This is a genomic window from Paenibacillus sp. FSL R5-192 (genome assembly GCF_000517845.1).
GTDB classification, from domain to species: domain Bacteria; phylum Bacillota; class Bacilli; order Paenibacillales; family Paenibacillaceae; genus Paenibacillus; species Paenibacillus amylolyticus.
Genome location: NZ_ASPR01000048.1, coordinates 56,774 through 72,272 on the forward strand (window position 1 = coordinate 56,774; position 15,499 = coordinate 72,272).

Below are 15,499 nucleotides of genomic sequence, written 5' to 3' on the forward strand. Positions count from 1 at the left end.
TACGTGCTGCAGAATTGGCTGGACAGCCTGAAGGAATTGAATGGCATCACGATTATGCTGTTGCTGATTGTGGCTGCTTCATTATTGCAGGGTTGGTCCAGAGGGGCTTCGCGTTCAGCAGGCAGACTCTTTGGGTTCCTGATGGATGGCATTATGGCGGTCATTGGTATTCTGTTGTCGATCGGTTTAACGTTGTGGCTTGCGCCATATGTACAGCAGTGGCTGTCTGAGTATGCTTCAGCCATGCCTAACCGTGAGTTGAACCGATGGGAACAGATGTATTATACGTTGGTTACGGCAATTGCAGATTTTCCGCTGATGCGGTTCGCTGTATTATTTGTACTTAGCTATGGACTCATCCGACTGATTCTCGGGTTTCTCTCTTCATTTATTTTTAGCAGTAGGCAGAGGTCAGCCGAGGAAAGTGCGCCTAAAGGTATGTTTAGTCGGTTGACGGGTGCATTTATTGGCACGATCATAGGCTCCGTCCGCGGAATGATTGTCATCGCAGTTTTGTTCATGATTGTCAGTCTTTACCCTGGGAGCATGTTCAGCCGATATGTGGAAGCATCTCCGATCTATATGCAAGGGGCTAAATCGGTTATCGAACCGTTGTCCGGCACGTTTATCAAGGACAAGCTACCCGTATTTACGCAGGCTGTGCAGAAGGAACTGGGCGGCATCCTGCAACGCAAATATGAAGTCATCGACCATAATATTCCGACGGATATTGAATCTGCAGCGAGTGAGATTGTCAAAGGCCAATCGATAGATGAAGCCAAAGCAAGAGCGCTTTACGACTGGGTAGGTTCACGTATTCAGTATGACTATGGTAAAGTGGATGACTATGAGCAAAAGGGCATATGGCATGAACAAAATCCACAGAATACATTTGATACACGCAAAGGCGTATGTATTGATTATGCCCGTCTTTATGCCGTGATGGCCCGTTCACAAGGACTTGAAGTCAAAGTTGTTACAGGACTTGGTTATAACGGCCAGGGAGGGTACGGTCCACATGCGTGGAATGAGGTGTATTTAAGTGATTCCGAGAGCTGGGTTCCGCTTGACCCGACATGGGCGATCAGTGGAGACTGGTTTAATCCTCCGAATTTTGCCGACACCCATCTAAAGGATCAATCAGCTTAGCAATACAACGGACATGGGTCCGGAATATGACGACGTTGCCAGGTTATCATGCCGCGGAGAATCAGTTTGAGCGGTATGCATCAAGTCATGAAAGAGGTAGGATGGATGAAAAAACATTCCAATGAGAAGGATGAACTTACGGACAAACGGCGCTTCAGTTACCGAATGAACGTATTTTTCTTCGCTTCCTTTGTTATTTTTAGCGTTATTATTGTACGCTTGGCCTTTTTGCAATTCGTGGAAGGGCCTGAACTTAGCCAGGAAGAAGCAAGTAACATTACCAAGGATGTACCACTTCCTCCTGTGAGAGGCACGATCTATGATTCTACAGGTGAGGTGAAGTTGGCTTACTCCAAGCCCATTCAGTCTCTCTACCTGACACTGTATAAAAACTATGGGGATGTTGATGGGAAACCGAGTCCTAACATAGGGGAAGTGCAGGATATTGCAACCCGGTTGCATGATGTGTTTGAACAGTACAAGCTGAAGGACTCAGAGCCACTTACGGTGGAGAAAATTATTGAAGAGATGGACTTGAACTCCCGCAAAGCGAACGGTTTTATGCCACGTCTGATCAAGAGTGATCTGTCCGAGGAAGAAGTTGCTTATTTCCTACAGCACAAGGACGAGTTCAAAGGTATTCAGATCGTCGAGGAGAGTGTACGATTCTACGATCCGGATACGGTAGCGGTTCAGACCATCGGTTATCTGAAGAAGTTCAGAAGTTCGAAGTCCTTGAACAAATACAAAGAGGTGGACGAGGCCAATAAAACGCAAACGGATCCGGGCCTGGTGTATACGGAAAATGAATTTGTAGGCTTTGATGGACTGGAACTGCAATATCAGGATGCTCTCCGCGGCAAAAGCGGATATACATCCGTTGATGTCGATTTGCGTAATTTGCCTGAAGGTGTAGCAGGTTCTACCCCGCCGCAGAAAGGGTACGACCTGATTTCCAGCATTAACAAGAACGTTCAGGTGAAAACAGAACAGGCCATTCTGGATCAGTTGAGTTGGCTTCATCGGAATCAGGTTTCCGGTCGATTACATCCGAATGCCAAGACCGGATTTGCAGTTGCGATGGAAGTGGATACGGGGAAAATCGTATCTGCTGCCAGTATGCCAGATTATGATACCAACATCTGGAGAACAGGCAGTATCACAAATGATCAGTATGATGATATCAAATATGTGTATCAAAATGGTACGATTCGTTCATTCCCTCCGGATGACTCTAAAAAGCGAGCTGAATCGATCGTGCTACTCGGTTCCACCATCAAACCGCTTAGTGTCTTGATCGGTTTGAAAGAAGGTTTCTTCACTACCAATACGGTTTATTCGGATAGAGGTTCAACGACCTTTGGTGGGGACAATCGCAGAGTGCAGAACTCATCAGGGCATGTGTATGGTGCAATGTATCCTCGTGATGCGATTCGTCATTCCTCGAACGTATTCATGATTGATGAGATTGGGAAGAAGATGTATTCAAAATACGGTGCGACCGGAATTGACAAATGGGATGAATACATGAAGCAGTTCGGCCTTGGGGTATCTACAGGGGTTGATCTGCCGAATGAATTCCTGGGCATACGGGATTACATGAACGAAACGGAAAGCTCGCTGACTCGTCTCGTGTATGGTTCCTTTGGACAGCAGGGAAAATACACAACCATGCAGTTAGCACAGTACACGACAATGCTGGCGAACAAAGGAAAGCGGATGGAGCCACAATTGGTTAGAGAGTTCCGGGATTCGGAAGGCAACGTGGTCGAGAAAGTAAAACCGAAGGTACTCAGCACGGTGGAGTTTAACGATGCCTACTGGAATGAAGTACAACGAGGCATGGCAACCGAGGTATCTGCATTTAGCGGATTCCCTTATGACTTTGCTAGAAAAACAGGAACATCGACACAGGTAGTAGGCGGTAAACTGGTGGATAACGGTGTATTTATCGCCTATGCACCACGTAATAATCCAAAGCTTGCTGTCGCTGTGGTTATCCCCGAAGGGGGCTTTGGTTCCAGTAGTGCGGCTCCGGTTGCACGTGCGATCTTCGATGCCTATGACGAGGAATTCGGTCTCGACGGTGTACCGAAGAAAGACAAAAATAAAGATTCAGAATCGGAATCAGGCACACAGTGATGTGAGGCATTGGTTACAGAGGGGACCCTTCATGGGTCCTCTTTTTTGTTTTTACGTGAAGAATGAATCGAAAGAGTGAACTATTTAATTGCATTAATATGTAACCATATGAGCTGTACCACGTTTATATAAGGGAAGGGTAAACGCGATCTGGAGAGCGGGACAACGTTGATATGTCAGTGTTTACATTGAAATCGGTAGATGGGGTAGTGTAAAAGTTCTGTTTACGAAAATGTAACCAAATATTGAAAGACGTGACAGCTAACCTTTGGTAGACTTGGTTGAGAAAGGATTAAAAATCGGATTGAACGCGTTCACAAGACGGATTAAATATTTTATTTTTATAGAGGAACGGGAGAGGCTTAAAACATGTTTAACCGATTGAGGAAGAAACCCATGACTGAGGAAGATACACCCGTCAACAAGCCTTCCACCGCAAGGCTGAATCTGTTTTTTTTCGCGGCATTTGTCATATTCAGTATCCTTATTTTCAGATTAGCCTTTGTGCAATTTGTGGAGGGTCCTGAACTGACGTATATGGAAACGAGTCGTAATACCAAAGACATTCCACTCGCACCTGTTCGTGGTCCCATCTATGATGCGACAGGGGAAGTCGCGCTGGCTTATTCCGAACCTGTACAGTCCCTGTATGTGCTGTTATATGAGGATTATCGGAATGATGAACGTAGACAGGAAGCAGAGGAACTGGCTCATGATCTGGCGGCTGTGTTTAAACAGTTTAATCCAGGGGATAAAGAGCAGCCGGACGGGGAAGAGATCATCAAACGATTGGATCTGGATTACCAGAAAACGTTTGGGTATGTGCCGAGACTTGTGAAGTCGGATCTATCGACCAAAGAAATTGCCTTTTTCATGGAGAAAAAAGCGGATTATCCGGGCGTTATGGTACTGGAAGAAAACATAAGAAAATATGACCCGGATGGTGTAGCCGTTCAGGTTGTGGGTTACACAAGAGAGTTCAAGCGAGCACCAGATTCCATTGCCAAATATAAGGCCATCCGTGAGGGGGCAAGTACCCAGCGTGATCCTGGTCTTGTGTACCATGAAGAAGAAAAGGTTGGCTTCGATGGGCTGGAGCTTCAATACCAGGAAGAACTCCGTGGACGAAGCGGTTACCAATCCATTGATATTGACGCACGTAATCTGCCAGATGGAACGATGTTACAAACTCCACCTGAGAAAGGCTACAGTCTGGTCTCCACCATTAACAAGGAAATTCAGATGGCCGCACAAGAGGCGATAACGGACGAATTGCGCAGACTTCCGAAGGCAATTACCGGATACGCAGTAGCCATGGAAGTGGATACAGGTAATGTGGTGGCTATGGCAAGTATGCCGGACTATGATCCGAACGATTGGGATTATGACAAAATCAAATATGTGTTCCGGAATGGAACCACCGAGTCGTTCCCACCGAATGATGCCAAGCCTAGTCGGGCGGAATCCGTTGTACTTCTTGGATCAGTAATCAAGCCGCTAAGTGTGCTGATTGGATTGAAAGAGGGATTATTTACAGCAGGAGAGACCTATCATGATCAGGGATATGCGGTTTTGGGAAAAGACGGACGACAAGTGAAGAACTCGCATTCTGCATATAATGGTTCTATTACGGCGAGAAGAGCGATTGAGAAATCCTCCAATGCCTTCATGATTGATATGGTGGGTAAACGTTTGTTACGTAATTATGGCTCAGAGAAAGGCATCGATGTCTGGCACAAACACATGCAGGAATTCGGATTGGGTGTGTCCACTGGTGTAGATCTGCCTAATGAATTTTTGGGTAGGCTAGAATATAATAATGATGACGAATCAGCTCTAACACGTTTGGCATTTGCCTCCTTTGGACAGCAAGCCAAGTACACTACAATGCAACTCGCACAATACACGACGATGCTTGCCAATAAGGGCAAACGGATGGAACCACATCTGGTGAAGGAAATCCGTGACGCGGACGGCAATGTGGTGAAAGAGATCAAACCTAAGGTGCTTAATGAAGTTGATTTTGCCGAGGCGCACTGGAATGAAGTGCACAAAGGAATGGTTACCAAAGTAAGTTCATTTGACGGTTTCCCATACGATTATGCACGGAAAACAGGAACATCAGAGCAGGGGACCGGACCGAACAAAAAAGAGAACGGTGTGTTTATTGCCTTTGCACCACGAGATAATCCGAAGCTTGCTGTAGCTGTTGTTGTACCAGAAGGTGGATTCGGGTCAGTCAGTGCTTCACCAATAGCACGAAAAATTTTCGATGCATATGATGAAGTGTATGGTCTCGATGGAACGCCGAAAGGTAAGAAAGACGAAGGGAAAGACAAAGAGTAATGTAAAAGAAACGAGGCAGATGTAGCGCTTTTACATCACATCTAACAGGTTAATGAAGTGAACAACATATGAATTTGGACAGGCAGGGGAAATAATCCCTTGCCTTTTTTTTTGGCTTCGGATAAAATTTGCACAAGGGAAACATTATTAGTCTTGATTAAAACTTAATACCTTGTACAACAAAATTAGATGTAGACAAGTATTTTAGGAGAGGGAAAGGGGACGGTTGAATTGTTAATGGTGAAAATGAGGAGTATTCAGAGGGGGTTCATCACGCTAGCGGCTCTGGTTCTGGTTGTTGTACTTACGGCATGTTCCAGTGATGCAGAGACAAGCAGTGGTGGCAAGCTGCAAGTAACCGCTACAACGGGAATGATCGCTGACGTAGCACGTGAGGTAGGCGGGGCATATGTTGATGTTACCGGGCTAATGGGCCCAGGAGTTGATCCCCACTTGTACAAGGCATCCCAAGGTGATATTCGCAAGCTGGAACAAGCAAAAGTCATTTTTTATAATGGACTGCATCTTGAAGGCAAAATGACAGACATTTTGGAGAAAATGTCCTCAAGCAAGCTGGTTACTGCTGTTACAGAGACTATTCCAGTCGAGGAGTTACACTCAGGCAAAGATACAGGCGGCACCGAATATGATCCACACGTCTGGTTTAACGTCAGCCACTGGATGCATGCGGCAGAAGCCGTACGCGATACGCTCGTGGAGGCGGACCCGGACCATGCTGAAGAATACAAGGCTCAGGCAGAGGCGTATCTGGCGAAGCTCGAAGTACTGGATGCCGAGGTGCGTGAGAAGATTCTGGAGATTCCGGAAGCAAGCCGGGTATTGGTTACGGCGCATGATGCATTTGGATATTTCGGGCAGGCATATGGCATGAAAGTGATGGGGCTTCAGGGCATCAGTACAGCAGCCGAATACGGAGCAAAAGATGTTAGCGAACTGCGGGATTATCTCGTAGATAACCATATCAAAGCAGTATTTGTTGAATCGAGTGTGCCTGCAAAAGCGATGGAAGCCATCATTGCCGGAGCAGCTCAAAAAGGACATACGGTCAACATTGGTGGAGAACTGTTCTCGGATGCCATGGGGGCTGAGGGGACGGAAGAAGGCACATACATCGGTATGATTCGCCACAATGTTGAGACGATTGTAGAAGCCCTGAAATAATGAATCACATGAAGAGAGGAGTTACAGGATTATGGAAGATACAACTTTATTGAAACAAACTCCTACGAAACTGAACAATAGTCACTTGCAGGGAACGCAGCCAACATCGGCTCCTCTTAGTGTGAGGGATCTGGCTGTTGCGTATCACAAAAAGCCGGTGCTTAGCAGCGTATCCTTCGACATCCCTGAAGGACAACTCATCGGAATACTCGGACCAAATGGTGCAGGGAAATCGACCCTGATCAAAGCCGTTCTGGGACTCGTACCGAAGATGCATGGAGAGGTACGGATCTTCGGACAATCGTACAGGGAACAACGTCGCCGCATCGGTTATGTGCCCCAACGGGAATCGGTGGACTGGGATTTCCCTACGCATGCGCTTGATGTGGTGATGATGGGACGGTATGGTCATCTAGGCTGGTTCCGTCGTCCGGGGAAAAAGGAGCGAGACCTGGCGGCACACTGCCTGGAGCAAGTCGGCATGGGCGATTACATGTACCGCCAGATCAGTCAGCTGTCCGGAGGACAGCAGCAACGTGTCTTTCTGGCGCGGGCACTCGTGCAAGACGCAGATTTGTATTTCATGGATGAGCCGTTTGCAGGTGTGGATGCCACCACAGAGAAAGCGATCATTTCGCTTTTGGAACAGTTGAAGAAACAAGGCAAGACCGTACTGGTTGTTCACCATGATCTGGCGACAGTCGAGGAATACTTCGACCATGTGCTGCTACTCAATGGACGACTGGTGGCAGGTGGACCGACAAGTGAAGTATTTGTACCGGATACACTGCAAGAGACGTACGGAGGCCGGATTGCGATGATCGGAAGCCGGACGGAGAAAGGCCAGGTGTAGTGCATGTGGAACTGGATCGTTGCCATCTTATCTGACCCCAATACACGTTGGATATTGCTTGGCTGTCTGTTGTTAGGATTCAGTAGCGGGATTATTGGCTCCTTCACCTTTCTTCGTAAACAGAGCCTGATGGGGGATACCCTTGCTCATGCTGCTCTGCCCGGGATCTGTATTGCATTTATGTTGACGGAAACGAAGTCGGTCGGATTATTCCTGTTCGGTGCTCTGGTGGCTGGCATTGTTGCTACCTTCGGAATCTCGTGGATTACGCGCTACTCCCGAATCAAGCAGGATGCGGCGATGGGAATTGTGCTGACCGTCTTTTTCGGGGTTGGTGTAGTGATGCTGACGCGCATCCAGCATGGGGCGAGCGGAAGTCAAAGTGGACTCGATAAATATTTGTTTGGGCAGGCGGCATCCATGGTCATGACGGATGTGTATGTCATGGGTGGCGTATGTCTCGTATTACTGATTGCCTGTCTTGCCTGGTTCAAGGAGTTTAAACTGGTGAGTTTTGACCCAGGCTTTGCAAGAGGTATGGGACTGCCAGTTGCCATGTTGGAGCAGCTCATCCTGCTCTTAACGGTAATCGCGGTGGTGGCCGGAATACAAGCCGTTGGTGTCGTGCTTGTTGCGGCCTTGCTGGTAACCCCAGCAGCAGCGGCACGTTGCTGGACCGACTCACTCGCACTGATGGTGGTATTGGCTGGCATATTTGGTGCATTGAGTGGTGCAACAGGGACTATCTTCAGTACGCTTGTACCTAATCTGCCGACAGGACCTGTAACCGTTCTTGCGGCTACGGTGTTGTTTGCCGGGTCAGCCTTACTGGCTCCGCGTCGTGGATTATTAGCTCGACGTTTGCGTAGTATTCAGGCAAAGTCGGCGTATATGCGTGAAGAGCGGTCTACACTCCAGACTCTCGCCGCACAACGAAATCAGCAGGAACGGGGGGAGATGTAATGGCAACGTTTTGGATTATCTTAACGGCCGTATTGGTTTCTTCCGCCTGCGCCATCCTCGGTTGTTTTCTGATTCTGCGGCGAATGGCTCTGGTCGGTGATGCGATCAGCCATGCGGTCCTCCCTGGTATTGCGATTGCTTTCCTGTGGAGTGGTTCCAGAGATTCGTTATGGATGCTACTTGGTGCAACGGTGTTTGGACTACTGACGGTGTTCTTCATACAGAGTTTGCAGGCGGGTGGACTGTCGTCTGATGCCTCGATCGGAATTGTGTTCACAGCACTCTTCGCAGTAGGGGTCATTCTGATTAGTCTGAACGCCCAGCATATTGATCTGGATCTGGACTGTGTTTTGTTCGGTGAGATCGCTTATGTACAGTGGGATACGCTAACCCTTGGGGGTACGGATGTCGGGCCGAGGGCGGTCTGGATGCTAGGTATCACTTTACTAGTCATCCTCGTCGTCATTGGGCTGTTCTACAAACAGTTCAAGCTATGTGCCTTCGATCCGGCGCTGGCTGCGGCCTGCGGCATTCCAGTAGTGTTGTTCCACTATCTGCTCATGGGACTCGTTTCGATGACGTCCGTAGCTTCATTTGAGAGTGTTGGTTCGATTCTCGTGGTGGGCATGCTGATTGTACCTGCGGCAACGGCTTACCTGCTCACAGATCGTCTGGGCAAAATGATTTTGTACGCCGTCCTGATCGGAGCAGCATCCTCGGTTGGAGGTTACATCATGGCATACGCACTGGATGCATCCATCGCGGGCTGTATGGTAGCTGTTGCTGGAATTCTGTTTGTTCTTGCACTGCTGCTGTCACCGAAACATGGCATCATATTCCGTTACGCTCGTCGCAAATTCGCGGCAAGGTAATGGAAGTTTAAGTGAATAACAGGTGAATAAATAAAATTATAAGAAGCCGTCTGCATCGCAGGCGGTTTTTTGCGTGTCTGGTCGTATTACTTTGACAAGGGCAACCGGATATAACATATGCAATATAAATTGATAATGTAGCGTCATCCTGCTGATTACGGGTTATTTTGTTGCATACAGATGATCTGTGGTAAAATGTCGTTAGCTGTGACGTCCGGAGCGTCCGTTGTTACGGATGCCGGGCGATCTTGTTGTGAAAGAATTTTTAAAATTAGATAAAGAGAACCTTTAAGTTGAACTGGAGAACCATTGTGGAACGGAAAGGGCAGAAAGGATCTAGAGAAGGGAAATTTGTTTATGAATTTCCTTCTTGATGGTATGTGTTATGAGTTCTAAATACAAAGGTGATGTAGTGAAGGGGGCGGAATCGATCTGAAGAAGCGATAGCGTTCGCCTTTGTCTCCGAATTTCTAACCTTTAAGAAGAGAGAATCTAGAAAATTTGGAGACAACAGCGATCGGAAGACGATCCGTACACGTAACGGTTACCTCGTATAATCTCAACACACTAAAGAAAAAGGTAATTCTAAAACAAAGATACTACGACTCGAAAGGTTTTCTGCCCGCGTAGTGCCTGAATGGATATCCATGAGTTCAACTTGGAGAGAGACAACCTAGGAGGAACTACTGTATGAGTGAACTGAAATACAAATTGCTTGCATTGGATATGGATGGAACATTACTTAACGATAATCATGAAATTACACAGGAGACGGCCAAGTGGATTCAAATTGCCATTCGTCGGGGGGTACATGTGTGCCTTTCCACAGGAAGAGCGGTATTCCACGCCATGCCTTATGCGGTCCAGCTTGGGCTGGAGACACCGATGGTTACCGTTAATGGTAGTGAGGTCTGGAAAGCCCCGCATGACCTGCATATGCGTCATCTGATGGACCCGGCATTGATTCGCAAAATGCAGGAGATTGGTGAGAAATATAACAGCTGGTACTGGGCATACTCCGTGGAAGAACTGTTTAATCGTGACCGCTGGACCGACAATATTGAAAGTCTGGAATGGTTGAAATTCGGCTTCAATACCGAAGTGGATGAAGTGCGTCACCAGATCATGATGGAACTGCAACAAATGGGCGGTCTGCAAATGACCAACTCCTCACCCGTTAATATTGAGATCAACCCTGCCGGCGTATCCAAAGCCAGTGGTGTAGCTGAAGTCTGCAAGCTGCTCGGCATTGAGATGTCCGAAGTTGTTGCTGTCGGAGACAGTTTGAATGATCTGGCTGTCATTGAGGCGGTAGGTCTTGGTGTAGCGATGGGTAATGCGCAAGAGCAGGTGAAGGAAGCGGCTGATCTGATCGTAGCGAGTAACAATGAAGACGGCATCGTCGAAGTGATCCGTGAACATATTTTGAAGGGGGAGTAACCTTTGCTCGCAACCATTGCCTGGATTTTAATTGTGCTGCTGTTTGCAGTGGGGATGGCTGGAACGGTATATCCCATACTGCCTGGTGCTGTAGCGATTTTCTTCGCGTTTCTGGTCTACGGCTGGTTCTTCAGCTTTGATCCGTTTGGTGTGTGGTTCTGGATCATTCAGATTCTGATTGTTGTTGTGTTGTTTGTGGCTGATTATGTCGTCAGCGCATGGGGTGTGAAGAAGTTCGGTGGCTCCAAGTTATCAACCACGCTGAGTACCATTGGTGTTATCATTGGTCCATTTGTCATTCCGGCATTCGGACTGGTGCTGGGACCATTTATCGGTGCTTTTATCGGGGAACTGATCGGAGGGTCTTCACCTTCCAAAGCGTCGAAAGTTGGATTTGGTTCCGTCGTGGGGCTATTTACGAGTACTGTGATGAAAATTATTTTGCAAATCGTCATGATTGTTCTCTTTATTATCTGGGTGGTAAGATTCGCCTAAACGTTCAGGATTAGCTTCAACGGGATGCACGTCCGGTGTGGAGGAAAGAAGGGGAATTCGTTTGTCTAAGAAAGAAACATTCATTAGGGGTACGCTCATTCTGGCGGCCGCTGCGCTGATCGCAAGAGTACTCGGATTGGTTCAACGGGTGCCGCTGGAGCATATCCTCGGCGATATCGGTAACGCATCGTTTACGATCTCCAATACGGTATATTTAATGCTGTTAACTGTAGCAACGGCGGGCATACCGAGTACACTTAGTAAAATGGTATCGGAACGCTATGCGCTCGGACGCGCGGGTGAAGCTCAACAAATCTACCGTGCAGCCCTGATCTTTGCAGCTGTGGCCGGGGTAGTCATGTCTGCTTTATTGTGGATCGCGGCACCTTATTATGCCACGTATGTCTCCAAAGTACCGGAGTCAGTCAGCGCCATTCGCGCCTTGGCTCCAGCCTTGCTGCTCTTCCCGGCCATTGCAATGATGCGGGGATATTTCCAGGGACGCGGCAACATGACAGCAGGCGGTATTTCACAGATCGTGGAACAGTTCGCCCGTGTAGGTACAGCCGTTATCGTGGCTTATGTCATGCTGCAATGGAATTATGATGACCAAACGATTGCTGCGGGTGCTTCATTTGGTGGAGTATTAGGAAGTGTGGGTGCCTTTGGTGTCATGCTGTACTTCACCTTGAAGCTGCGTCGTAGCGACCGTGCGGCTCAATTGAATTACGAGCGTGCAGAGCAGTTACCGATGCGAGGTATCTACAGTGATATCTTCAAGCTGTCTATTCCAATTGTGCTGTCTTCACTTGCGGTTCCAGCCATTAACTTTATCGATTCATCCCTTGTGGTTCCACTGCTTAGTGGCCAGATCGGACTCGATGAAGCGACAGGTGTACTTGCGATCCTGGGTGCGAAAGCCCAAAGTATTGCGGGTATTCCTCCGATTCTGGCTATCGCTTTGAGTCAATCATTGGTGCCTGTCATATCGGCAGCATTTGCCCGCAAGGATGAAGCGCATCTGAAAAGTCAGGTTACACTTGCCTTGCGCATTTCGATTCTGACTGGTATGCCGATTGTCATTGCACTTTGTGCGGCAGCGTATTCGGTCAACGGATTGCTGTTTACCAATCTGGATGGAACGCCGATCATTGCCTTGTTAACATTCGGTACCATTTTCCAGATTACGATGATGACCACCAACTCCATTTTACTCGGGGTAGGGAAACCGCGGATTACGATGATCAGTGTCGCAGCAGGTGTTGTGATCAAACTGATCGCAAGTCTGATTCTGGCGCCGATCTTTGGCATTTACGGCATCATTATAGCAACGGCCCTTTGTTTCCTGGTCATCACGTACCTGAATCTGCGGGTCCTTCGTAAAATCGTTGATTTCTCCATCATGGGAGATCGTTGGAAAGGATTTATCATTACAGTGTTGCTTGCAGCAGGTGTAGGATTTGCAACGAACTGGATTGGGAATACGATCTTTGGACTGTTCCTGCCAGCGCGTGTATCCTTCTTGCTTACCTGCCTTGTGGTTGGTGTGCTTGTTGTGGTGGTGTATCTGGTTCTCATGGTTGTGCTGCGTGTACTGCGCAAGGACGAGCTGGGCAGTTACCCCCGTATTCTGCAAAAAATTCTTCGTCCACTTATGCGTCTTCAACGTGGAACTGGGCAAAGAGGTTAAAAATGCAGGGGGCATCACCCATGCTCCAATATTTTGTGAAAATAGGATAAAAGCTCTGTCTGCTGTTAAGCGGACAGGGCTTTTTTGTATAGCTACGGAGAGCTGAGCGACTGAACTCGACATTAGCCCAGCAAGCGAGGATTAGCGGTACATCGGGATATCACATCATCCGTCTTTGCCTGCTCTATATGACCTTTAGCATTAGTGTGTGATAGCTTTAGCATCATGAGCCAGTGCTGTTTTCAGCATGCCATACCGGTGTTCGTGACTCATCTCAAACAGCCATGGCCGACGCGGGGCCGTCAGATAACCGAGACAATCCCGAGTCTGAAGCCAGTCCTGTCTGGTGATCGGTTCATAAGGCGTGTCCCCCCATACGGCGAGCAGTTCCGGACTATATAATCGTTGCCCATCTGGAAGCCATTCTTCATCCATTAGCTCCTGAGCATAAAGTGTATGTTCACCCGCCTCGTCTTCACGATTGGTAAACAAGCCAGGCCAATACTCAGCGCGCGAGCCACGATGGGAAACCGAACGTGCGAACTCCAACACTTGTGTGTGTACTTGCTCCACGCCAAACAACAGGGCATATAGGCCTTTGCCAAACATGATTCGCTCATCCAGTTTGCCAAAATGTTCAATGACGCGTCCTGCGATTCCTGCTCCCCGTCCAAGAGGAAAGACGATATGATTCAGACCGGCCAGATTATGCAGATGGAATGCGGGTTTGGATAGTACCTCTTTTTGAAAATAAGGATGCTGCACCACCCGGCTCTCGATATAGTTCTGCTCATTAATAATTAATGCCACACTTAGCAGTGAACTGCATCGTTCCAGCCAAAAGCGTTCCCAAAACGGCGTCATAAACGCCGATACGTGAAAGTGCGACAAGAGATGGAAACAGCTTCGTCCGATCCGGCGACTGTTCATATACAGCAGAAGCTGGGGATAGGCATCCTGGAAAATGAGTGCATTGCACCGCTCCAGCAGCCGATACATATGCTCGCGATCGCTTTGATTTTGTAGATTATGCATTAAGTCACTCTGAAGATCTGTCATGTGATATCCACCATTGCGAGAGACCATATGGGCCAGCAGTGCCCAATGCAGTTCGGGATATTGCTCATAACATTCCAGATAGGCTGCCGTGCGGGTGATATTACTCCGATTATTCTCCTGAGTCAGTGTCTTAATCTCTTCCAGAATGATGCAATCTTCTTCGCAGACGAGTGCGCTTTGAACCTGGTCCGTGCGTGCAAAAGACTTGCCGCTGGCAGGTAACAAACGCTCCACCTCAGACTGTAAGGCAGCTGCCGTATCGGTATCCCACTCGATGTCACGCAAAGGGTGACGAAGCTGTGCAGAAGCTTGCCATGCAGCCTGTTTGCCACGCCAGATTTCCCGGGCAGCACCCGGAATGGAACGGACCATCTGCAGGAGGGACCCGTGATGTTGTTCGCTGGAAGAATTGGTTCTGGTGGAAGTCATGATGTGACATCCTTTCATGATGTTCTGGGTTTAATTTCACAGACCATGTGGTTATTCTAAGTATGCGCTGATTATTTGACTTCCACTCGCCAATTTGCTTCACTTAGGGTAAGACAAGGTACAGAAAGGGAGATGACCGAATGGAACAGATTACTTCCAAACCGGCTTTTGATGTAGCCATCCAATCCCCACGTTTGACGATTGCCGTATTCAAGGCAGACTGGTGTGGTGACTGCAAATACATCGATCCGTTTATGCCTGAGGTTGAAGAGAAATATTCACGTGAACTGACCTTGATTGAGGTCGACGTGGATCAGGTTGGGACGGTTAGTGAAGAACAGAATATTCTTGGCATTCCGAGCTTTGTGGCGTATACAGATGGCCGCGAACTCGTACGGTATGTGAACAAGCTACGCAAGTCGAGAGAAGAGATTGAGCAGTTCTTAGATCGAGCAGTTGAGGTGTACAACACGATCCATAAATAATGTTATATAAGTTCAAATGATGAATATCACACAGGCACTACGATGCCAGAATAACCTTCCGATCGCTGTTATCCCCAGATTTCTTTGATCCCTTTTATAAAGGGAAAATCCGGGGATAAAGGCGAACGCTTCGCTTCTCTGGTTATTTCTGTCCTCTCCGTTATTGTGTAAATGTTTCCTTGAACTTATATAAAAGTATGACAGGTTCATGTTGTAAAAGGGTATAATAAAAAGAACGCCATTTCTCTTGAAATAGGGAAATGGCGTTTGTGTGTTCGACATGTCTATGTAAGAAACGTTTCTGTACATATCCTCAATGACCTGCGGGTCATTATTTCGCCAGACGTTAACATTTTGTCACAAAGCGCGACGTCAATGAACATTTTATCCGGTA

General features: G+C 47.7%; 12 protein-coding genes. 11 read left to right on the plus strand and 1 reads right to left on the minus strand.

Annotated elements, in window-relative coordinates:
* The first annotated feature begins 3 nt into the window (after nt 1-3).
* The 10 genes from C161_RS23990 (at nt 4) to C161_RS24035 (ending at nt 13,132) form a co-directional block, all read left to right on the plus strand.
* A complete protein-coding gene (locus C161_RS23990) occupies nt 4-1,149 on the plus strand; it encodes a transglutaminase domain-containing protein (protein ID WP_036673305.1) in 1,146 nt (381 codons plus the stop codon).
* 105 nt (nt 1,150-1,254) lie between these two features.
* Nucleotides 1,255-3,291: a peptidoglycan D,D-transpeptidase FtsI family protein gene (locus tag C161_RS23995; protein ID WP_036673307.1), complete on the plus strand. Its 2,037-nt coding sequence runs from the start codon at nt 1,255-1,257 to the stop codon at nt 3,289-3,291.
* A 396-nt stretch (nt 3,292-3,687) separates the two neighbouring features.
* The gene (locus C161_RS24000) at nt 3,688-5,637 is read left to right on the plus strand and encodes a peptidoglycan D,D-transpeptidase FtsI family protein (protein WP_200868481.1); all 1,950 of its coding nucleotides are present in this window, start codon (nt 3,688-3,690) and stop codon (nt 5,635-5,637) included.
* A gap of 237 nt (nt 5,638-5,874) precedes the next feature.
* Nucleotides 5,875-6,819, plus strand: coding sequence for a metal ABC transporter solute-binding protein, Zn/Mn family (locus C161_RS24005; RefSeq protein WP_036673309.1), 945 nt, complete (start codon nt 5,875-5,877; stop codon nt 6,817-6,819).
* A 31-nt stretch (nt 6,820-6,850) separates the two neighbouring features.
* Nucleotides 6,851-7,672, plus strand: coding sequence for a metal ABC transporter ATP-binding protein (locus C161_RS24010; protein ID WP_235193917.1), 822 nt, complete (start codon nt 6,851-6,853; stop codon nt 7,670-7,672).
* A gap of 3 nt (nt 7,673-7,675) precedes the next feature.
* Nucleotides 7,676-8,635, plus strand: coding sequence for a metal ABC transporter permease (locus C161_RS24015; protein ID WP_036673311.1), 960 nt, complete (start codon nt 7,676-7,678; stop codon nt 8,633-8,635).
* Nucleotides 8,635-9,507, plus strand: coding sequence for a metal ABC transporter permease (locus tag C161_RS24020; RefSeq protein ID WP_036673312.1), 873 nt, complete (start codon nt 8,635-8,637; stop codon nt 9,505-9,507). The genes C161_RS24015 and C161_RS24020 overlap by 1 nt, the downstream gene beginning before the upstream one ends.
* A 690-nt stretch (nt 9,508-10,197) precedes the next feature.
* A complete protein-coding gene (locus C161_RS24025; RefSeq protein WP_036673313.1) occupies nt 10,198-10,947 on the plus strand; it encodes a Cof-type HAD-IIB family hydrolase in 750 nt (249 codons plus the stop codon).
* Between the two features lie 54 nt (nt 10,948-11,001).
* Nucleotides 11,002-11,442, plus strand: coding sequence for a DUF456 domain-containing protein (locus C161_RS24030; RefSeq protein WP_047841365.1), 441 nt, complete (start codon nt 11,002-11,004; stop codon nt 11,440-11,442).
* A gap of 61 nt (nt 11,443-11,503) precedes the next feature.
* Nucleotides 11,504-13,132, plus strand: a complete 1,629-nt coding sequence (locus tag C161_RS24035) for a putative polysaccharide biosynthesis protein (protein WP_036673317.1) — start codon at nt 11,504-11,506, stop codon at nt 13,130-13,132.
* A gap of 201 nt (nt 13,133-13,333) precedes the next feature.
* On the opposite strand, the gene C161_RS24040 is transcribed toward C161_RS24035, so the two are convergent.
* Nucleotides 13,334-14,620: a DUF2515 family protein gene (locus tag C161_RS24040; protein WP_036673319.1), complete on the minus strand. Its 1,287-nt coding sequence runs from the start codon at nt 14,618-14,620 to the stop codon at nt 13,334-13,336.
* A 140-nt stretch (nt 14,621-14,760) separates the two neighbouring features.
* Between C161_RS24040 and C161_RS24045 the strand changes: the two genes are divergently transcribed.
* A complete protein-coding gene (locus C161_RS24045) occupies nt 14,761-15,105 on the plus strand; it encodes a thioredoxin family protein (protein WP_036605744.1) in 345 nt (114 codons plus the stop codon).
* Nucleotides 15,106-15,499 lie beyond the last annotated feature (394 nt).